At 71.2% G+C, this 20,437-nt stretch carries 19 protein-coding genes; 8 read left to right on the plus strand and 11 right to left on the minus strand.

What is annotated here, in order from left to right; all coding sequences use genetic code 11:
* Nucleotides 1-11 precede the first annotated feature (11 nt).
* The 9 genes from ACH4DZ_RS40680 to ACH4DZ_RS40720 form a co-directional block, all read right to left on the minus strand.
* Nucleotides 12-1,055, minus strand: coding sequence for a YbhN family protein (locus ACH4DZ_RS40680; protein WP_398294170.1), 1,044 nt, complete (start codon nucleotides 1,053-1,055; stop codon nucleotides 12-14).
* A 266-nt stretch (nucleotides 1,056-1,321) separates the two neighbouring features.
* Nucleotides 1,322-1,936, minus strand: coding sequence for a GTP-binding protein (locus tag ACH4DZ_RS40685; protein ID WP_398294172.1), 615 nt, complete (start codon nucleotides 1,934-1,936; stop codon nucleotides 1,322-1,324).
* On the minus strand, nucleotides 1,923-2,279 hold the full coding sequence (locus tag ACH4DZ_RS40690) for a DUF742 domain-containing protein (protein ID WP_398294174.1): 357 nt from the start codon (nucleotides 2,277-2,279) through the stop codon (nucleotides 1,923-1,925). Before ACH4DZ_RS40690 ends, ACH4DZ_RS40685 begins: the two co-directional genes overlap by 14 nt.
* A 1-nt stretch (nucleotide 2,280) precedes the next feature.
* Nucleotides 2,281-2,706, minus strand: a complete 426-nt coding sequence (locus ACH4DZ_RS40695; RefSeq protein ID WP_398294176.1) for a roadblock/LC7 domain-containing protein — start codon at nucleotides 2,704-2,706, stop codon at nucleotides 2,281-2,283.
* Between the two features lie 21 nt (nucleotides 2,707-2,727).
* Nucleotides 2,728-5,262, minus strand: a complete 2,535-nt coding sequence (locus tag ACH4DZ_RS40700) for a nitrate- and nitrite sensing domain-containing protein (RefSeq protein WP_398294178.1) — start codon at nucleotides 5,260-5,262, stop codon at nucleotides 2,728-2,730.
* A gap of 238 nt (nucleotides 5,263-5,500) precedes the next feature.
* The gene (locus tag ACH4DZ_RS40705) at nucleotides 5,501-6,517 is read right to left on the minus strand and encodes a substrate-binding domain-containing protein (RefSeq protein ID WP_398294180.1); all 1,017 of its coding nucleotides are present in this window, start codon (nucleotides 6,515-6,517) and stop codon (nucleotides 5,501-5,503) included.
* A gap of 295 nt (nucleotides 6,518-6,812) precedes the next feature.
* Nucleotides 6,813-7,631: an SAM-dependent methyltransferase gene (locus tag ACH4DZ_RS40710; protein WP_398294182.1), complete on the minus strand. Its 819-nt coding sequence runs from the start codon at nucleotides 7,629-7,631 to the stop codon at nucleotides 6,813-6,815.
* A 78-nt stretch (nucleotides 7,632-7,709) separates the two neighbouring features.
* Complete coding sequence (locus ACH4DZ_RS40715) at nucleotides 7,710-7,946, minus strand: DUF397 domain-containing protein (RefSeq protein ID WP_398294184.1); 237 nt, start codon at nucleotides 7,944-7,946, stop codon at nucleotides 7,710-7,712.
* A 1-nt stretch (nucleotide 7,947) separates the two neighbouring features.
* A complete protein-coding gene (locus tag ACH4DZ_RS40720) occupies nucleotides 7,948-8,823 on the minus strand; it encodes a helix-turn-helix domain-containing protein (protein ID WP_398294186.1) in 876 nt (291 codons plus the stop codon).
* Between the two features lie 308 nt (nucleotides 8,824-9,131).
* Between ACH4DZ_RS40720 and ACH4DZ_RS40725 the strand changes: the two genes are divergently transcribed.
* Complete coding sequence (locus tag ACH4DZ_RS40725; protein ID WP_398294188.1) at nucleotides 9,132-9,776, plus strand: ATP-binding protein; 645 nt, start codon at nucleotides 9,132-9,134, stop codon at nucleotides 9,774-9,776.
* Entirely contained in the window at nucleotides 9,754-10,224 is a 471-nt protein-coding gene (locus tag ACH4DZ_RS40730; RefSeq protein ID WP_398294190.1) for a hypothetical protein, read from the plus strand. Before ACH4DZ_RS40725 ends, ACH4DZ_RS40730 begins: the two co-directional genes overlap by 23 nt.
* 70 nt (nucleotides 10,225-10,294) lie before the next feature.
* Here the strand turns inward: ACH4DZ_RS40730 and ACH4DZ_RS40735 are convergent, their stop codons facing one another.
* Nucleotides 10,295-10,741: a MarR family winged helix-turn-helix transcriptional regulator gene (locus ACH4DZ_RS40735; protein ID WP_398294212.1), complete on the minus strand. Its 447-nt coding sequence runs from the start codon at nucleotides 10,739-10,741 to the stop codon at nucleotides 10,295-10,297.
* Between the two features lie 321 nt (nucleotides 10,742-11,062).
* Here ACH4DZ_RS40735 and ACH4DZ_RS40740 point away from each other — a divergent pair, with 321 nt between their 5' ends.
* The 4 genes from ACH4DZ_RS40740 (at nucleotide 11,063) to ACH4DZ_RS40755 (ending at nucleotide 17,476) form a co-directional block, all read left to right on the plus strand.
* Nucleotides 11,063-11,749 (plus strand): response regulator transcription factor, encoded by a 687-nt coding sequence (locus ACH4DZ_RS40740; protein ID WP_398294214.1) that lies wholly within the window; start codon nucleotides 11,063-11,065, stop codon nucleotides 11,747-11,749.
* A 157-nt stretch (nucleotides 11,750-11,906) separates the two neighbouring features.
* Complete coding sequence (locus ACH4DZ_RS40745; RefSeq protein WP_398294192.1) at nucleotides 11,907-13,826, plus strand: flavin-containing monooxygenase; 1,920 nt, start codon at nucleotides 11,907-11,909, stop codon at nucleotides 13,824-13,826.
* Nucleotides 13,823-15,529, plus strand: a complete 1,707-nt coding sequence (locus ACH4DZ_RS40750; RefSeq protein ID WP_398294194.1) for a hypothetical protein — start codon at nucleotides 13,823-13,825, stop codon at nucleotides 15,527-15,529. Before ACH4DZ_RS40745 ends, ACH4DZ_RS40750 begins: the two co-directional genes overlap by 4 nt.
* A 162-nt stretch (nucleotides 15,530-15,691) precedes the next feature.
* Nucleotides 15,692-17,476: an ABC transporter ATP-binding protein gene (locus tag ACH4DZ_RS40755; RefSeq protein ID WP_398294196.1), complete on the plus strand. Its 1,785-nt coding sequence runs from the start codon at nucleotides 15,692-15,694 to the stop codon at nucleotides 17,474-17,476.
* Between the two features lie 82 nt (nucleotides 17,477-17,558).
* On the opposite strand, the gene ACH4DZ_RS40760 is transcribed toward ACH4DZ_RS40755, so the two are convergent.
* Nucleotides 17,559-18,572: an NADP-dependent oxidoreductase gene (locus ACH4DZ_RS40760; RefSeq protein WP_398294198.1), complete on the minus strand. Its 1,014-nt coding sequence runs from the start codon at nucleotides 18,570-18,572 to the stop codon at nucleotides 17,559-17,561.
* A 112-nt stretch (nucleotides 18,573-18,684) separates the two neighbouring features.
* Between ACH4DZ_RS40760 and ACH4DZ_RS40765 the strand changes: the two genes are divergently transcribed.
* Nucleotides 18,685-19,266 carry a TetR/AcrR family transcriptional regulator gene (locus tag ACH4DZ_RS40765; RefSeq protein WP_398294200.1) on the plus strand — a complete coding sequence of 194 codons (582 nt, stop codon included), beginning with the start codon at nucleotides 18,685-18,687 and terminating at the stop codon, nucleotides 19,264-19,266.
* Between the two features lie 340 nt (nucleotides 19,267-19,606).
* Nucleotides 19,607-20,284: an AIM24 family protein gene (locus tag ACH4DZ_RS40770; RefSeq protein WP_398294202.1), complete on the plus strand. Its 678-nt coding sequence runs from the start codon at nucleotides 19,607-19,609 to the stop codon at nucleotides 20,282-20,284.
* The last annotated feature ends 153 nt before the right edge of the window (nucleotides 20,285-20,437 follow it).

Consider the following 20,437-nt stretch of genomic DNA (forward strand, 5'->3'; position numbering starts at 1 on the left):
GCCGCGGCCGTTCACAGCACCCTGCGGTGCACCAGGGCCGACAGCACCAGCGCGCCCGGCAGCAGCGGTACCCAGACCGTCAGGACGCGATAGCCGACCACGGTCGCCGTCGCGATGCCCACGGGGGCGCCGAACGCGACCATGGTGAACACCAGCGCCGCGTCCACGGGCCCGATCCCGCCGGGCGCGGGGACGGCCCCGACCGCCGTACTGGCCAGGAGCAGTGCCAGGACCACCTGGGCCCAGGACAGCGGGAGCCCGAGCGAGAAGCCGACCGTGGCGATGACGCTCCCCTGCAGCAGCGGGGTCGCCGCCGCCCCGCCCCAGAGGGCGACGATCCGGGCGGGCCGCCGGTGCAGCAGCCGTACGTCGGTCAGGGCGGTGCGTACGCAGTCCAGGGCCGGGCGGCGCAGCGGAGGTACGGTCGTCACGAGCAGCGCGGCCGTGCCGAACCCGGCGGCGACGGATGCGGCGACCAGGACCATGGTCCGTTCGTCCGGGACCAGTTCACCGAGGTGGAGCAGGTCCGGGTGGACCACCATGAAGACCAGCAGCACCACCGTCTTGGCGATCGGTCTGACCAGGGAGTACAGCGCGAGCGAGGCGGTGGCCCGCGCCAGGGGTATGCCACGGCCCCGGAGGAAGCGCAGGGTGACGGCGTGGGCGCCGATGCTCGCCGGGAGCACATGGTTGGCGGCGCCGGCGGCGAACTGCGAGGCGAGCAGCAGTCCCGGCGGCAGCCGGTCCGGAATGGCGCCCTGGCGTACGCACGCGGCGGCCACCCAGCCCAGGCAGGTGCACAGGACCGCGGCGAGCAGCCACCAGGGGTCGGCGTCGGCCAGCCGGGCGGCTCCGTCGCGGAGGGCCCGCCGGTCGACCGTCGCCCACACCGCGATGAGCAGCGGCGGGAGCAGGGTCAGCGCCCAGCGGACCGGGCGCCCGACCGAGGGGAGGCGGGAGGGGGCCTGATCGGGGGAGGGAACGGGGGAGAGGGCCGGAGAAGGGGCGGGCGTGGGGAGCGCCCGGGGGACGGATTCGAGCGGGAGCGAGGACACGGCGCACGTCGTCCTTCCGCGTCATACCCGCGCGGCGCGGGCGGACGGTCACGGCGAGGCAGGAGGGGACGGCCGAAACATGCCCACCCGGTGTGACGCCATGGTGTCCGCAAGCCGACGGGGCGTGGACGGCCCGCCGTCGCGCACACGGCTCCGGCTCCTTTGTTGTGCCCACGCCCACCAGATCTCAAGCCCGCCCGCTACCGAGCCCGCCCGCCGCCGAGCCCACCCGCCGTCGGACCCGCCCGCTGCCGACCCGCCCGCTCTCAGGCCGGGCTGCCGGGCCGCCCGCTTCCGTTGCTCCGGGCCGAGGTCGCTATCAACTGGTCGATCAGCGCGATCAGTACGTCCCGGCACGAGTCCCGGTCCCGGGCGTCGCACAGCAGCACGTGCGCGTTCTCCGGCAGCGCCAGGGCCTCCCGGATCTCCTCCGGCGCGTACGGATGCTCGCCGTGGAAGCCGTTGACGCCGACGACGAACGGAATGCCACGCCGTTCGAAGAAGTCGATGGCGGCGAAACTGGACTCCGGACGGCGGACGTCGACCAGCACCACGGCCCCCAGGGCGCCGATGGCCAGGTCGTTCCACATGAACCAGAACCGCTGCTGCCCGGGCGTGCCGAAGAGATACAGCACGAGTTCCTGGCTGAGCGTGATCCGCCCGAAGTCCAGGGCCACCGTGGTGGCGTGCTTCTCCGGGATGCCGCCCAGGTCGTCGACGCCCAGGCCGGCCGCGGTGAGCGGTTCCTCGGTGCGCAGCGGCACGATCTCGCTGACCGAGCCGACCATGGTGGTCTTGCCCACGCCGAACCCGCCGGCGATCAGGATCTTCACCGTGTCGGGTGCTGAGGTCCCCAGGATGACGGGGTCAGAGCCGGCCAAGGCCGTCCCTCACTTTCTGCAGCAGGTCCAGGTCCGAGGTGCGGGAGATCTCACGGGGCGCCCGGGCGGTGATCCGCCCCGCCTCCAGCAGATCGCAGAGCATGATGCAGACCACGCTCACCGGCAGATCGAGCTGGGCGGCCAGCTCCGCCACCACGACCGGCTTCACGCACAGCCGCAGGATCCGCGCGTGCTCGGGCTGCGGTCGCGCGGCCCGGGCGGGCGGCGGATCCACCGTGGTGACCGACGTGATGAGGGTGAAGTCGGCGCGGCTGGGCATGGTGCGCCCGCCGGTCAGCGTGAACGGCCGGACGAGACGGCCCGCCGAGTCGCCTCCGTTCACCTCACTCGCCAGTGTCGGTGGCGACGCCGGCCCTCGGGGCAGCGCTGAGGTGCTCGCCGATCTTCTTCACCAGCATGTTCATCTGGTACGCGACCACTCCGACGTCCGCGCCCCGGCTGGTGAGCACGGCCAGATGGGCACCGGGCCCCGCCGTGGTGAGGATCAGATAGCTGTTGGCCATCTCGATGAGCGCCTGCCGTACGGGCCCGCCGCGGAAGTCCATGCTGACGCCCTTGCTGAGGCTCATCAGACCGGAAGCGGTCGCCGCCAGCCGCTCGGCGTCGTCCCGCAGGAACCCCGTGGACCTGCTGACGACCAGTCCGTCCTCGGAGAGCACGACGGCTTGGTTCACCTCGGCGACCCGGTCCACCAGTCCGGTGAGCAGCTGGTCGAGCTGACTGTGCGTGGCAGGGATGGGGCGTGTCATTTCTCTGTCCTTCATGAGCGGTCAGCGGTCAGCGGGCGGAGTCGAGGTGACGGAAGCGCCTTCGGGCGGGGCTTCCTCCCCTTGTTCGTACGACGGATCCGCGTCGTCGTCACGCGCCTGGAGTGTTCCGCGCTGGAATCCGGCAAGGGAGGAGGCCGCGCGCTCCGCGGTGAAGTCGTCGGCGGAGCCGTCGAAGGAGGTGTCGGCCTCGTCGGCCGCGGAGTCCTCACGCAACTCGGCGGCCAGGCTGGTCTGCGGCACCCGGCGCGGCAGCGCCCTGAGGCCGTCGCGCGCCGTGAGGCCGCCGGGCTCGGCACGGCCCGCACGGGCATGGTCCGCGTCGGCATGGCTCGTATCGGACCGGCTCGTATCGGACCGGCCCGCGTCGGAACGGCCCGCCTCAAGACGGGGTCTGACGGTGCCGGTCCGTGCCGCGGGCACCTCGGCGGTCCGCGTGCGGGCGACCGGCTGCGCCTCCCGTGAGCGTTCGTGCGTGGCGCCGGCCGTCTCGGCGTCCTCGGTGCCCCGCGCGAACGTGGTCTTCGCGGCGATGCCGGGCCGGGCCGGTTCCCCGGCGGGCCCGCGCGCCTCGTCGGCTCCCCGCCCGCCACCGGCGGCGGACTCCGGGGACTCGCGCACCACGATCTCGTACGGGATCAGCACGATCGCGGTCGTGCCCCCGTAGGGCGAGGGGCGCAGCGTGACGGTGATGCCGTGCCGGTTGGCGAGCCGGGCGATCACGAACATGCCGAGCCGCAGGTCGTCGGCGAGGGCCACCACGTCGAACTGCGGGGGCACCGCCAACTGGGCGTTGAACGACGCGTAGTCGTCCTCGGACATGCCGAGCCCGCGGTCCTCGATCTCCACCGCGAGACCCTTGGCCACCAGCCCGGCCCGCACTCCGACGGGGCTGGGCGCGGGGGAGTACGTGGTCGCGTTGTCGATGAGTTCCGCGAGGAGGTGGATGACGTCGGCCACCGCGGGCGGGGCGAGGAACACCTCCTCCTCGGTCTGCACCTCCACCCGCTGGTACTCGGCGACCTCGCCGACCGAGCTGCGCAGGATGTCGATCAGGGCGACCGGCTCGGTCCAGCTGCGGCCGGGCCGCTCACCGCTGATGATGACCAGGTTCTCCTCGTAACGGCGCAACTGGCTGGCCGTGGAGTCGAGTTCGTACAGGCCCTTGAGGATCTCCGGGTCCTGGTGCTGGCGTTCCAGCGCGTCGAGCTTGGTGAGCTGGAGGTTGACCAGGTTCTGGCTCTGCCGGGCGATGCCGAGGATGACCTTCTGGAAACCGCGCCGGGTGTCGGCGAGTTCGACCGCCGTGTTGACCGCCGTGCGCTGGGCGGTGTTGAACGCCTGCGCCACCTGGCCGAGTTCGTCGTGGCCGTAGTCCAGCTCGGGGGTCGCGGACTCCACGTCGACCGTCTCGCCGCGGTCGAGCCGCGCGACCACGTCGGGCAGCCGCTCCTCGGCCAGGCCGAGGGTGGCGATCCGCAGTCCGCGCAGCCGCCGGGACAGGGAGCGGGTGATGCGCCAGGACATGAAGACGCACACCAGCAGGGCGACGAGGCCGGCGGCGCTCAGCGCGGCGGCCTTGATCAGCAGCCCCTCGGCCTGGTCGTCACTGCGTTGCAGCAGCGCCGCCGTCTCCTGCTGGATCAGGGTGGAGTACTGCAGCCTGAGCTTGTCGTACGCCGAGGTCCAGCGCTTCTGCGCGTCGGGGAGGTCGATCCGCCCGCCGTCGCCGCCCTTCGCGCGCGCCGCGAGCACCTGCTCCTCGACGGTCTCCAGGGACTTCCAGTCCGAGCCCTGGAGGATCCGCTCGGTCTGTGTCTTGACCGAGCCGCGCAGCGACGGGACGAGCTGGTCCTCGACGAGGAAGCGCCGGGCGTTGACCAGCTGGGTGAAGTGGCTCCACGACTCGTCGTCGAGCCTGCCCGCCGGCCACACCAGGTGGAGCTGGGCGTCCTCCTGGGAGACCAGCTCCGCCGAGTGCTCCAGAGCGACGAGCGGGCCCGCCTGCGAGGTGAGTTCGCCGTCGTCGACCTGCGAGATCTCCTGGAACGCGTGGATCTGGTCGTCGATGATCGAGGTGTACTGGTCCAGCGCCTGCTCGGGGGTGATGTCGGTGGGGTTGTCCACCTGCCCCCGGTAGTACTCCAGGCTGCCCACCGACGCGATGACCGAGTACATCCGGTCGCGGATACGGGTGGGAGCCTCCCGGATCCGGTCGGACTGGCCGACCAGCGTCGCGATGGCCTTGTCGGTACGCGCCCGCTGCGCGTCCAGGGCGGTACGGGAGCCGTGGGGCGAGGCCAGCAGCACGGCCGACAGGCTGCGTTCCTTCTGCAGCGCCAGCGTCGCGTCGGTGCCCATGGCCCCGGTCGACCGGCTGAGCCCGGTCTGGTCCCGCAGCCGCAGGCCCTCGGAGAACATCTGGATCGTCGTCACACCCCACATGGCGGCGAGGGTGACGCTGGGAACCAGGGCCAGCAGGATCAGCGAGAGACGTATGGAGCCGAGACGGCGGCGGGCGCCTGTCCGTGGAGACATCGTCGTCCTAGAGCGATCAGCGGTGAGCAGAGGTCAGTCGCGGGGGAGTCGGGTGGTCGCGGGGGGTGTCGGATCGTCGGCAGGGCAGAGGACGGACGCGCCGGGTGAGCGCGTGTCCTGTACACACAGGGGGTCCGCAGGATGCTATCCGTACAAGTGACCGTACGCACCGTGAGTACCCCAAACCTTGTCATCGCCGTTATAAGGCGATCTCCGTCCGGGCAGCCCCGTCAGGTGTTCAGCGGGTCCCGTTGGCCGCGTACTTGGCCACCGAAGCGACATTCTCCTTGGTGACGAACGCCGGTCCGGTGAGCACCGGTTCCTCCCCGCCGCCGCTGACGTTGCCGTTGGTCTCGTACAGCCAGAACGCGTCCACGGCGAGGTATCCCTGCAGGTAGGGCTGCTGGTCCACGGCGAACTGCACGTCCCCGCTCTGCACGGACTTGACGATGTCGTTGTTGAGGTCGAAGGTGGCGATCTTCGCCTTGCTGTCGGCCTGCTTCACCGACTTCACGGCCGCGAGGGCGAACTGGGCGCCGTTCATCACGACTTCGTCGATGGTCGGGTCCTGGCGCAGCGCGGCGGCGACGGACTCGATCAGGGCGTCCTCGTCGGTGCCGTCCACGTAGACCAGGTCGGTACGGCCGCCGAAGGTCTTCTTCACGCCGGCGCAGCGGGCCTCCACGGCCACGTTGCCGCGCTCGTGGATGACGCACAGGGCGTGCTTGGCGCGCAGCGAGTCCAGCTTGTCGCCGACGGCCCGGCCCGCGACGCTCTCGTCCTGGCCGAAGTACTGCAGCAGGCCGCCGGGCTTCCAGGCGTCGATGCCGGAGTTGAGGCCGACCACCGGGATGCCCGCCGCCCTGGCCGCGGCGACCGCGCTCTTCATCGCCTCGGGCTTGGCGAGGGTCACCGCGATGCCGTCGACCTTGTCGGCGACCGCCTCGCGCACCAGCTTGGCCTGTCCGGCGGCGTCGGGGTCGCTCTGGTACGCCAGGTCGATGCCGTCCTTGGCGGCGGCGGCCTCGGCGCCCTTGCGCACCCGCTCCCAGAACGCGTCGTCCGGGGCGCTGTGGGTGATCAGGGCGACCTTGATCCCGGAGCCGCCCGCCTTGCCCGCCGTGGTGGCGTCCGAGTCGGCTCCGTCCGAGCCGGTGCAGCCGGACGCGAGCAGGGAGACGGCGGCGCAGGCGGCGAGGGCGGCGGTGCCGCGCGCGGATCTGCTGGAGAGGGGGCGGGAGGGAGTGTGGGTCATGGGGGAACGGCACCTCGCTGTGCGGCCGACAAGCGGATGGGGGCGTCAAGTCGCTGTGACGGGCGGCGGGACGAGGGTGCCGACTGTCCGACTTTCGCTGGCCGGAGCCAACCGTGTGTGACGCCCGGTCGTCAAGTGAGTGACCGCATGGCCGGACTTGTGTGCTTTTGATTTGAGGTAGGGATGAGCCTGAAACCCCAAGGGGCGCGGGGAACCGCGCGCTCGACCGCCACCGGCCCGCGGACGTCGTACATGAGTCCGCGGGCCGGTTTCACACCTGCGTGCAGCGGCAGCGTCACCCCTTGCGGGCGATCGCCCCGTACATCGCGATGTCCTCGTCCCGGACACCCTCCTCGCCCGTGCCGTCCGGATGCCACTTGTGCACCTGGACGATCCCGGGCTCGACCAGCTCAAGGCCGTCGAAGAACTCCTCGGCCTCACCGATCGTCCGCAGCCGCATCGGCATGCCGCGCGCCGCGTACTCACGGGCGACCCGGCCGACCTCGTCCGGCGCGAACTCGGCCGTGCCGATGGTCATCGCCAGATAGCTGCCCGGGGGCAGGGAGTCCAGGAGGCGCCGGACGATACCGACCGCGTCGTCCTCGTCCAGCACGAAGTGGACGATCGCGATGACGGTCAGCGCGACCGGTTTGTCCAGGTCCAGGGTCTCCAGGAACTCCGCGGAGCCCAGAACGGCCTCCGGGTGCTGGAAGTCGGCCTCGATGTACGCCGTCCTGCCCTCGGGAGTGCTGGCGAGCAGCCCCTGGGACAGGGTGAGGACGATGGGGTCGTTGTCCACGTAGACCACACGGGACCCGGGGGCCACCGACTGGGCGATCTCATGGAGGTTCGGGGAGGTGGGGATGCCCGTCCCGATGTCCAGGAACTGGCGTATCCCCGCGCTCTCGGCGAGCCAGCGCACCGCGCGGTTCATCCAGTCGCGGTTGGCCCGCATGTGCACGGGCATGGCGGGCCACTCCCGCACCATGGCGTCACCCGCCTCCTTGTCGGCGGGGTAGTAGTCCTTGCCTCCGAGGATGTAGTCGTAGATGCGGGCCGAGTGCGCGCTCTCGGTGTCGATCCGGTCGGCAGGCCATCCGTCGTTGTCGGGCAACGCCGATCTCCCCTCATGTCGTCGGTTCACGGTGAACGCTCAAGCAGCAGCAGGAGTTTCGGAACAGCGCTCGGAGTGTCAGAGCAGGAAGTCGGCGCGGCCGGCCTTCACGCCCGCCAGGAAACTCGTCATCTCACGCGGAGTGAAGACCAGCGCGGGACCGTCGGGGTCGGTGGACTGGCGCAGCGCGACCCGGCCGTCGCCGAGCTTCTTCGCCTCGACACAGGCGCCGCCCGCGTCGTCGCTCCACGGCTTGTACCAGCCGCGGTTGCCGAGTGCGCGGGACGGGACGCCGTTGCGTATGTGGTGGTGCACGTCAGAGCTCCTTGCGGATCGCACCGAGGAGAGCCTCGGTCTTTCTGGCGGGCGCCGACTGGGCGCCCAGCCGGTCCAGGGCCTCGCGGTAGACCACGACGTCGTCGTCCTTGTCCAGGTACACAGCGCCCACCAGGCCGCTGAGATAGACGATGTCGGGCAGCTCGCGCGCCCGGAACCGGAAGAGATGGAACGCGCCCGCCCGCATGGCCGGATGCGGGCCGTTCGCGAACGGCATGATCTGCAGCGTCACGTGGGGAAGCGAGTTGACCTCGATCAGGTGGTCGATCTGGGCCCGCATCACCTCGGGACCGCCGACCGGCCACCGCAGCACCGTCTCGTCCATCACGATCCACACCCGCGGCGGCGAGGGCCTGGTGAGCAGTTCCTGGCGCCGCATGCGCAGGGCCACGCGGCGGTCCGTCGCCTCCACCGAGGCGTGCGGGTTGCCGGCGCTCAGCAGGGCGTGCGCGTACTCCTCGGTCTGCAGCAGCCCGTGCACGAACTGCGCCTCGTACGCGCGGATCTGCAGCGCCGCCTGCTCCAGGCTCAGATACGCGGAGAACCAGTCGGGCAGTACATCGCGGTACGTGTGCCACCAGCCGCGCTTGTTCGCCTCACGGACCGACTTCAGGAAGGTGTCGATCTCCTGCTGGTCGGTCACGCCGTAGATCTGGAGCAGCTTCTCCGCGTCGGGGAGCCGCAGCCGGGCCACCTTGGCGGCCTCCATACGGCGGATCGTGGAGTGGCTGACCCCGATCGCCGCACCGGCCTGCTCGAACGTCAGTCCGGCCCGGTTGCGCAGTTCCTCCAGCTGTCTGCCGAGGATCATGCGCAGGACGGAGGGCGCGCCACCCCAGTCGGTCTCCGCGGTCACGCCTTACCCCCTCACAGCGGGCTTCGAGGTCGCAGTCTGTCACGATCACCCGTTCGACAGACGAAGCATGCACCTGCCGAATTGCAATTTTCAACTTGCCGGTTGCGAGCTGATGTTGGCAGGTGTCACAGTAGGGCGTACCGTCACGGCCCGGTGAACGACCTGACGACGCGGTTCAGTTGGGGGAGAACGGCCCGCGCACCGTCACTGTCCGCAACGGGGTGTCCGCACCCCGCGGCGCAGCGGATCCGTGCGGTACCGGCACCGGTCTGACCCCCGGTGCGAAGGCAGACGAAAGGCGAACGGCGATGGCTCCGCCCTCTCTCCCCAAGCCATTGGGCCGACTGCCCGCGGACGAACGCACAGACAGCACTGACAGCACGGACAGCGCGATCGGCGGGACGACCGACGGGACTCCCGACAGGTCAGGCGTGTTCGGCCTGCCTCCCACCCCCGCCTCGGTGGGTCTGGCCCGCCGGAACGTGACCGAGCTGCTCACCGCGTGGGGCACGGATCCCGAGGCATGTGACAACGCTGTCCTGGTGACCTCCGAGCTGGTCACCAACGCGCTCACGCATACGGCGAGCGAGCGGATCGTGTGCAGACTGCGCTCCGACGGGCAGCGGATCCAGCTGGAGGTCGAGGACCAGAACCGCGGTCTGTCGATCCCCGCCCAGCGCACCGCCCGGCTCGACGACCAGGGCGGTCGCGGACTCATGCTGGTCGGCATGCTCAGCAGCGACTGGGGCACGCGCGACACCGCGCGCGGCTCCGGACGCGTCGTCTGGGCCGTCCTGCCGGCCCGTCCGACGACGGTCCCCCCGCCGTCCCCGCTGCCGTCGGACATACGGGCACACGCCTCCTCCGGCCTCGTGTCCACCCCGCACCCCACCCGGCCCGCCCCCCACTCGGCCGAAGGATCCCTGCCTCATGGAACTGCAGCACGCCCCTGAACCGTGGTCGCGTACGACCGTGACGTCCCCGTCCGAGCGTCCGATCCGCCTGGTCATACCCGCACAGTTGCGCACCGGTCTGGGGTGTGACGTGGTGGGCACGTCCAGGGAGCACGGCGAACGCATCCTGGACTGTCTGCCCCGTATCGGCTGTGTCTTCGCCGACGACTCCGACGACAGCTCCGCGGACGGCGAGCGCTGGTGGTGGGTGGTCCCCGCCGGCTCCCACATCGGCGTCAGCTGGCCGCCCTCCGTCACCTACACGGTCGGCGCGCACCGGGCCGACCCGTCGTGGACCCGGGCCCGCCGCGGCCGGTTCTCCTTGAAACCCCGGCTGATCCACAGCCCCGAGGGCGACTCGCCCTACACCCCGCCGATCCCCCTGTACTTCCTCGCGTGCCGCCTCGCCGGCCGCGTCCCGAGCTGGTCCCTGGCGGCGGGGGCCTGAGCCGCGGTACTCGTCCTCGGGGGTGGGGCGTGGTGGCCGACCGGGCGCCGCGCCTTCGCCACCGGCGGAGTCAGGGACGCGGCCAGGGACGCTCGTCCAGGTTCTCGATGTCCGTGTTGAACCGCCTGAGATACGCGGCGAAGACGGCGACCTCCTCCGGGTCCCACCCGGCCATCACCCTCTCCAGCCCCTGCACGCTCTCCCGGCGGTGTGTGTCGAGCCGGCGCTCGCCCTCCGCGGTGATACGGAACTTGCGGGCGATCCCGCCTTCGGGGTCCGCGATGCGTTCGACGAGGTTGCCGCGCAGCATGGCCGCGGTCTGCCGGTTGAGCGTGGAGGCGTCCAGGCCGAAGGCGTCGCTGAGCTGGCCGATGGACATGGGGCCTTCCATCCGGATGCGGCTGAGCACGATGTACGCGCTGCGTTCGAGGCGACCGCCGGCCCGGGGCGAGTTCAGATAGAGGTGCCGCCCGAGCAGCATCGTCTCGAACTCGATCAAGTGCGTGGGCTTGTCCATGTCGGTCGCCGGTCCTTCCCCGGAGTGGTTCTCGCCCCCGGCCTGGCGTCCGGTCCCGCGGCCAGGGGCATCAGACATGACATCAAATATGCAGCCGGCACGTATTGTGCATGATGCATATCCGCCGGTGGACCGCCCGGCCGGGGCGCCGGCCCGCGGGGGCACCGCCCGCTCATGTCTGTTGCCCACTCATGCCTATTGGTGGACGAGGTGCGTGCGATGCGCAGGATGGACGCGATGGTCGAGATGGACGCGATGGATGAGATGGACCGGGTGTACGGAGCGGACGGTGCCGCCGGGGAGTACGTGACCGGCGCCGACATGTCCGTTTCCGTGCCCGTGCGCGGGGCGGGGCAGCACCTTCTGGTCGTGGCCCACGATCCGGCGGTCGCCGACCTGCTGACGACGGCACTGGGGTTGGCGGACTACCGGGTGACCGTCGCGCGTACCGGCGCCCAGGGAGTGCTGCGTCTGGCGGAGAGGCAATTCGACCTGGTCCTCTTCGACGTGACGGTCCCGGACGTCGAAAACCTGGGGGAGGGCCGCCGGTTCCGCCCGGCCGACCGTCCCCCAGTCCTCTTCCTGGCGCCGTACGAGACGCTGGGGGCCCTGGTGCCCGAACTCGGCCTGGGGCAGGCGGACTACGTCACCCTGCCGTTCAGGATCTCGGACGTCCTCGCCAGGGCCCACGTGTTACTGCGCGGCCGTGAGCCGGTGCGCCAGGGGCCCTGCTACGGCGACCTCGCGCTCGACGACGCCACCTGCCAGGCCCGGCGCGGCCGGCGGATGCTCGAACTCACCCCCGCCGAGTACCGGCTGCTGCGCCATCTCCTGGTCAACGCCGAGCGCGTGCTGTCGAAGGAGCAGATCTGCCTCCATGTCTGGGGCGAGGCCCGGGCCGGCAACGCGATCGAGAAACTCGTCTCGCGCCTGCGTCACAAGGTGGACCGGGAGCAGCCCGCGCTCATCCACACGCGCCGGGGCTTCGGCTACCGCCTCGGCCACTGAACCCTGGCCGGCCTCCCCCGCGCGGCGCAAGATGTGATCCGGGTCACGTCAGCTTCCCGTCAGGTGACCGGCCGTGAGCCGTCAGTTCGTTCCGGTTGCATGTGATCAAAGAGGTCGCCGCCCCCCACACACACGCACACACACCAGAAGGACCGGTATGCCCCCCACCCCCCACCCCTCGTCCGCTGCACCCGCCCCCGGTGCCGACCCCGCCCCCGGTGCCGACCCCGCCCCCGGTGCCGGCCCCGCTCCCGGCTCCGACCCCGGTTCCGGTTCGGACGGGCTCGGCTTCGACCCGGACGCCCTCCGCGCCCGCTACCGCGCCGAGCGTGAGCGCCGTATCCGCCCCGAGGGAAACGCGCAGTACCGGCGCGTCGCGGGCGAGTTCGGCTACTACGCGGACGATCCGTACGTGGAGAGCGCGGAGTTCACCCGGGAGCCGCTGCACGACCGGGTCGAAGCGGTCGTCATCGGCGGCGGCTTCGGCGGTCTGCTGGCCGGCGCGCGGCTGCGCCAGGCGGGCGTCGAGTCGATCCGCGTCATCGAGAAGGCCGGCGACTTCGGCGGCACCTGGTACTGGAACCGCTACCCGGGAATCCACTGCGACATCGAGTCGTACGTCTACATGCCGCTGCTCGAAGAGGTCGGCCACATCCCCGAATGGAAGTACGCGCCCGGTGAGGAGATCCGGCAGCACGCGCGGGCGATCGCACGCCACTTCGACCTGTACGACGGTGCCTGCTTCCGCACCCTGGCCACCGAACTGCGCTGGGACGAGGCCGAGTCGGAGTGGGTGGTCTCCACCGATCGCGGCGACCGCGTACGCGCCCGCCATGTGGTGATCTCCAGCGGCACGCTCAGCCAGGCGAAACTCCCCGGCATCCCGGGCATCGAGACCTTCACGGGCCACACGTTCCACACCAGCCGCTGGGACTACGCGTACACCGGCGGCGACGCGACGGGGAACCTCGAACGGCTCGCCGACAAGCGGGTGGCCCTCATCGGCACCGGCGCCACCGCCATCCAGGTCGTCCCCCATCTGGGCCGCGACGCCCGGCGGTTGTACGTCTTCCAGCGCACGCCGTCCTCCGTCGACGTGCGTGGCCAGCGGCCCACGGACCCCCGGTGGGCCAAGTCGCTCACACCGGGCTGGCAGCGGCACCGCAGGGACAACTTCCTGCGGACCGTGACCGGTTCACCCGCCGGCGACGACCTGGTGGACGACGGCTGGACCAGCGGCGCCCGGCTGCTGCAGAACCTCATCCCGACCAACAACTACGCGGACCTCCCCGCGGAGGAACGGGAGCGCCTGAACGAGCTCGCCGACTTCCAGAAGATGAACGAGATCCGCAGCCGCGTGGACTCCGTCGTCGAGGACCCGTCGACGGCCGAGGCGCTCAAGCCCTGGTACCGGTACATGTGCAAGCGGCCCACGTTCAGCGACCACTACCTGGACACGTTCAACCGGCCCGATGTGACGCTGGTGGACACCGCCGACCACGGCGGTGTCGAGCGCATCACCGAGAACGCCGTCGTGGTCGGCGGTACCGAGTACGAGGTCGACTGCGTCATCTTCGCGACCGGCTTCGAGGTCGGCGTCTCGGGGATCCTCTCGGGCCGCCTCCCGGTGCACGGCAGGGGCGGCGCCCGACTCCCCGACGACTGGCGGCAGGGAGCCAGGACACTGCACGGCTTCTACAGCAACGGCTTCCCCAACCTCTTCCAGCTCGGCCCGCTGCAGAACGCCAGCGCCGTGAACTACGTCCACATCCTCGACGAACAGGCCACCCATGTCGCCGAGGTGGTCGCCGAGGCACGCGCACGCCGGGCGCGGTACGTCGAGCCGACCGTCGAGGCCGAGACCGCCTGGGTCGCCACGATCCGGGAGAAGGCCGCGGACCTCTACGCCTTCCAGGCCGAGTGCACCCCCGGCTACTACAACAACGAGGGCAGGCCCCGGCAGCGCAGCGAGTCGTACGGCGACGGGCCGGTCGCCTTCCACGACCTGCTCAGGCGATGGCGCACGGACGGCGGCATGAACGACGTCATCGTCGACGGGGAAGGGGGCCGGGGATGAGGGCGGGCCCCAGCCGCTTCGGCGACACCGGCGGCCGGCAGGTGACGAGCCGCCGCTGGCACACCGACCGGCTGAACCCCCCGAACCGGCTGTGGGGTTCGAACGGCGTCACCTTCGGCCCCGACGGACGGCTGTACGTGGCACAGTTCCTGGCCGGCCGGATCAGCGCGGTCGACCCCGCCTCCGGGGACATGGACGTCGTCGTGGAGCAGGACGGCCCCGTCCAGGCACCCGACGACCTCGCCTTCGGCACGGACGGCTCCATGTACATCGCCGACCTGACACCGGGCCGCGTGTGGCGGCGTACCCCCGACGGCACGTACACCCTCGTGTCGGACCGGGTGCGGGTGCCCAACGGCATCACCTGCGTGGGCGACCGGCTCTTCGTCAACGAGATGAGGATGAACGGCCGCCTGCTGGAGCTGTTCCCGGACGGCGGCGACCCGGTGGTCCTGACCGACGGACTGGCCCTCGGCAACGCGATGCAGCTCGGCCCGGACGGTCTCCTCTACTACCCCCACATGATCGGCAACCAGGTCTGGCGGATCCCGCCCGACGGGGGCCTGCCCGAACTGTTCGCCGAGCACGTCGACGACCCGGTCGCGGTCCGCTTCGACAAGGGAGGCGTCCTCGTCGTCCTCTCCCGCGGTCCGGCCGGCATCGTGACCCGTATCGACCTGTCCACCGGGGCGCGCTCGGTAGTCGTCAGCGGAGTGGTCGGGCTCGACAACGCGGCCTTCGACGCGGAGAACCGCATGTACGTGTCCAGCTTCGGCAGCGGCGGCGTCACCGAGATGCACGAGGACGGCCGCACCCGGGAGATCGTCCCCCGGGGCTTCAGCGGCCCCTTCGGGGTCACGGTCGACCTGCGGGGCACGGTGTACGCGGCCGACCACTACCGTCTCGCCGGCCCGGGAGACTCCGGGGAGGGCGACTCAAGCGGCGTGGTCACCCGTGAACTCCAGACCTTCGTGCACGGCATCACCGCCGACGACGGGCTCCTGCACTTCGCCTCCGAGTACGGCGACGTCCGCACGTACGACCCCGTGCACCGGTCCACCCGGGTCCGGGCGCGGGGGCTGAACGAGCCCACCGGGATCGCGGTCGCACCCGACGGGGCGCTCGTGGTCGCGGAGACGGGCGCGGGTCGCGTCGTACGCATCGACGGGACCGACGGTTCCGACGGGTCCGCAGCTGTCACCGTGCTCGCCGCGGGGCTACGGCATCCCGTGGACGTCGCCTTCGACGCCGAAGGCCGCTGTTACGTCAGCGACGACCGGCTCGGGGCGGTGCTCCGCATCGACGACAGCGACAGCGACAGCGACAACGACGGCGGCGGCGTGGCGGTGACCGTGGCCGAAGGACTGGGCGCGCCGCAGGGTCTCGCCGTGCGCGGCGACGAGTTGTTCACGGTGGACACGCGGGGCCGGTGTCTGCGGGCGGTCTCGCTCAGCACGGGGGAGAGCCGGATCGACGCCGAGAACCTCCCGGTCGGCCTGCCACCGGGCATCACCCGCGCCGACCCCGCCCTGTTCGCCGAGGGCATGCCGGGCTCGCCCCGCCCGTTCGCCGGTCTCGCCGTGGCTCCGGACGGCACCCTCCTCCTCTCGGCGAACGGCGAGGGCAGCGTGCTGCGGCTGACCGATTCCGGCGCCGGTGGCGTCGGCGTCGGTGGCGGTCAGGGGGCCGAGCGGACGTCGTAGAGGCCGCCGGGATGCCGTGCAGCGGGCCGGCCGGCCCGCTCGATCAAGGGCTCTGTCAGTGGCATCGGCGATACTTCATCGAACCCTTCCACCGGGCACGAGTCGCCTGACGAGACATCGGTCGAGTGCGGGGGGAGAGCCGACCGCTCCAGGGGGAGTACCGTGCCGCAGTCCCAGCCGCCCGACCCGGCAGCCACACCGTCGTGGCGGCTGCTGCTCGCCTACGTACGCCCGTACCGCTGGACGCTGTTGCTCGGTGCCGTGCTGTCGTTGCTGACCGGGGCCGCCGGGCTCGCGCTGCCGCTGGTGGCCAGATCGCTGATCGACGATCTGGGGCACGACCGGGCCGTCACCGGCGCGCTGCTGGCCATGTCGGCACTCGTCGTCGCCAATGCCGCGATCGGCGCGCTGGGTTCGTACGTGCTGCGGTACACCGCCGAGTCCGTGGTGCTCGGGGCGCGGCGGGGGCTCGTCTCGCATCTGCTGCGGCTGCGGATATCCGCCGTGGACAAGAGCGAGCCCGGGGATCTGATGGCCCGGATCACCTCGGACACCACGCTGCTGCGTGAGGTCACCACCGATTCGCTGGTCGGTTTCGGCACGGGCGGACTCACCCTGCTCGCCACGCTGGTGATGATGGGGTTCGTCGACCCGGTGCTGACGGCCGTCACGTTGGGCGTGGTCGTCGCCGCGGGCACCGTGATCGGTGTGATCGTGCCGCGCATCAACCGGGCCAGCCGGCGGGCCCAGGACGCGGTCGGGGCGATGGGCGCCTCGCTGGAGCGGACCCTGGGCGCGCTGCGGACCATCAAGGCGTCCGGCGCCGAGCACCGCGAGGAGCGGGCCGTGCACGCGGCGGCCGAGGAGTCCTGGCGGCAGAGCGTCCGGGCCGCCAAGTGGTCGGCGCTGGCGGGGAACACGGCCGGACTCTCGATGCAGATCGCGTTCATCACCGTCCTCGCCGTGGGCGGCGCGCGGGTGGCGACCGGGGCCGTCGACATCGGCACGCTCGTCGCCTTCCTGCTGTACGTCTTCTTCCTGATGTCGCCGATCCAGCAGGTCGTAGGAGCGGTCGCCCAGTACCAGACGGGCTCGGCCGCCCTGGCCCGCATCGAGGAGGCCCGACGGCTGCCCGCCGAACCGGCCACCGAGCCCGCGCCGCTGCCCGGCCCCGGCGCCGAACCGGCCTCCATAACCTTCGAGGACGTCCGCTTCCGGTACGCCGAGGACCTGCCGTACGTCCACCACGGCGTGACCTTCGCCGTGCCACCGCGCGGCATGACCGCCTTCGTGGGACCTTCGGGCGCGGGCAAGACCACCGTGTTCTCGCTCATCGAGCGGTTCTACGACCCCGACGAGGGGACCATCGCGGTGGACGGCCGTGACCTCACCGACTGGGACGTCTCCGGGCTCCGGGCGGCCATCGGCTACGTCGAGCAGGACGCGCCGGTCCTTTCCGGCAGCCTCCGCGACAACCTCCTGCTCGGCAACCCCGACGCCGACGAGGAGGAACTGCTCCGCGCGCTCAGGACCACCCGGCTCGACACCCTCGTCGAGAAACTGCCGAAGGGCGTGGACACACTCGTCGGACACCGCGGCACGAAGCTCTCCGGCGGTGAGCGCCAGCGCGTCGCCATCGCCCGCGCCCTGCTGCGACGGCCCCGGCTGCTGCTCCTCGACGAGGCCACCAGCCAGCTCGACGCCGTCAACGAGGCCGCGCTGCGCGACACGGTCGCCGATGTCGCCCGGACCACCACGGTCCTGGTCGTCGCCCACCGGCTGTCCACCGTCACCATGGCCGACCGCATCGTCGTCATGGACGCCGGGCGGGTACGGGCCGTGGGCACCCACCGCGAACTCGTCGCGGGCGACCCGCTGTACGCGGAGCTCGCCGCCACGCAGTTCCTCGCGGCCGAGGACGACACCCGTGCGCCGCAGAGCGTCTGAGGCGTCACCGGGTCACCGGGTCACTGGTATCACTGGATCAAAGAGGCCCAGGAGGCACAGGAGGGGCACAGGGGGCACAGGCTCATGGGGCCACCGTGAGCACGATCTTGCCGCGGACGTGACCTCGGGCGGCGCGTTCGTGCGCGGCGCGGGCATCCGCGAGCGCGTACGTGCTGTCGATCGCGACGCGAACCGTGCCCGCGTCGAGCAGGCGTCCCAGCGCGGCGAGCTGCACGTTGTCCGAGCGGACCTGAGCGGTCGAGACCGTGACGCCCAGCTTCGCCACCTCCTCGGCGTCGAAATCGCCGAGGAACACCGGGAAGAGAGCGCCGCCGCGCTTGAGCGTGCGCAGGAAGCGGCTGCTGTGGGGACCGCCGACGGTGTCGAGCACGAGGTCGGCGTCGTGGACGAGTTCCTCGGGACGACTCGTCGTGTAGTCGATGAACCGGTCGGCGCCCAGTTCGCCCAGGAACGAGGCGTGCGCGCCCGACGCCACCGCGACGACCTCCGCCCCCTTCCATTTCGCCAGCTGCACCGCGAAGTGCCCCACGCCGCCCGCGGCGCCGTTGACGAGCACCGTCGTGCCGGCGCCGAGTGCCGTCGGACGATGCCGCGCCTCCTGGAAGGGCGACGGATGATCGTGTCCGACCTCGATCAGGAACTGCCACGCCGTCAGCCCGGCCATGGGCGCCCCGGCGGCGTGCACATGGTCGACGCCGGCCGGCTTGCGTGCGAGGTCCGACGCCCGGGCGGCCACGTACTCGGCGTACGCGCGGCCGTCGAAGCTGGGAAACCGCAGCAGACCGAAGACCTCGTCGCCCACGGCGAGGCCGTCCACGTCCGCGGCGACGGCTTCGACGACCCCCGAGACGTCCGTCCCAGGGATCACCGGCAGGCTGATCGTCGAATCCGGCTCCCCGGGCACGCTGGTCAGTCCGCCGCGCAGGTACTGGTCCGGCGGATTGACGCCGACCGCGTGCACGCGGACCAGCACCTCGCCCGGCCCCGGCACGGGCACCGGCACCTCGTCGTAGCGCAGCACCTCGGGGCCGCCGTGCTCATGCAGCCGGATCGCCCTCATCGTGTGTGCAGGCATCGTTCTTCCTCTCCTCGCGCCGCGGGATAGACTTATCCGGATCGGCGATCCATATAACTGGACCACTGATCCGAATATATGGACCACCGATCCGGATAGTCAAGGGGGCCAGGTGCGGGCCGACGCCAGGAAGAACCGCGACCACGTGCTCGCCGTGGCGGGCGCGGCCGTCGCCGAGCACGGCGTCGACGTGTCGCTGCGTGACATCGCACGCAGGGCGGACGTCGGGCTCGCCACGCTGCTCCGGCACTTCCCGACGCGCGAGGCGCTGCTCGAAGCCCTGCTCCACACGAGCTTCGAGGAACTGACCGCGAAGGCGGACGCCCTCGAAGCGTCGGCCTCGCCCGAGGGCGCTCTCGTCTCGTGGCTCCGCGACTGCGTCGGATGGACCACCGAGTACCGGGGCGTGACCGTGCTGATGGCGGCCGCCATCGAGGACACCGAGTCCGCACTCCACGCCTCGTGCGTCATCCTGCGCGCGGCCGGCGCGCGGCTCCTCACGCGGGCCCAGGCCGTGGGCGCGGCGCGCGGCGACATCGACGGCACCGACCTGTTCGCGCTGATCGCGGCGCTCGCCTGGCTCGGCGACCAGCCCTCGCTCGCGTCACGCGCCGATCATCTCTTCGACGTGGTCGCGGGCGCGATCCTGACGGGTGCGGCGGCGGACGGCGGCGCCACGGAGGGCGGTTCCTAGGGGAACCGGAGGGCAGCGCCGAGGAGAAGGCCAGGGTTCCAGGTCGTGGGATCGAGGGTTTTCCCCGTATCGGGGGGCGGGGATGCCGCCTATCGTCGTTCGAGCCACGTCCGAACCGTGGGTAACACCTTGAACGGTCGCCGCGCGCTGCCGGTGGACGGCCGACCGGGAACCGAGGACCACCCCCCACAGGGTGGGGCCGAAAGGCCCCGCGGGGGCGGCCGACGCGAGCGGGCGTCGGCCGCCCCCGCCTTTCGTCGTGCGGCCGGATACTTTCGGCGGTGCCTTTTCTCCGGTTGCGGGATGGTGCAACCGACGTCCCGCGGGACAGGATGCCCGGATGAAGGGTGATCTGTTTTCCAACGAGTACATGGTGCAGCCCGCCGCCACCGCGGGCATGAGCGTGCAGAACGCCAAGTCGATCAGGTATGCCGTCAACGGCGAGATGCTGGCCCGGCAGGGCGCGATGATCGCCTACCGCGGCAGTCTGCAGTTCGAGCGCAAGGGCCAGGGTGTCGGCGGCATGCTCAAGCGTGCGGTCACCGGCGAGGGCCTGCCGCTCATGGCGGTGCGCGGGCAGGGGGAGGCGTGGTTCGCGCACGAGGCACAGAACTGCTTCATCATCGACATCGACCCCGGTGACGTCTTCACCGTCAACGGCCGCAACATCCTGTGCTTCGACGCCTCGTTGACGTACGAGATCAAGACGGTGAAGGGCGCGGGCATCTCCGGTGGGGGACTGTTCAACAGCGTCTTCACCGGGCAGGGCAGGCTCGGTCTGGTCTGCGAGGGCAACCCGCTGGTCATCCCGGTCTCACCGCAGTGGCCGGTGTACGTCGACACGGACGCGGTCGTCGGCTGGACGGCCAACCTCCAGACCTCGCTGCACCGTTCTCAGTCCATCGGCTCGATGATCCGCGGCGGCTCGGGCGAGGCCGTGCAGTTGATGCTCCAGGGGGAGGGATTCGTTGTCGTGAGGCCGAGCGAGGCCACACCGCAGAAGGCCCAACAGCACTGATACGGCCCCGTGACGGGCCGATCCCATGGCGGCCGGGCCCTCCCGGGCCCCTGACGTTCCTAGGTCGTGTCTTCAATTGATCTTGAGTAGTGGATCATGGTCGGGTGATACGTCGACATGAACTGTCCGATGAGGAGTGGGAGTTCCTCCGTC

The sequence above is a fragment of the Streptomyces sp. NPDC017991 genome (assembly GCF_044328075.1).
Lineage (GTDB): Bacteria > Actinomycetota > Actinomycetes > Streptomycetales > Streptomycetaceae > Streptomyces.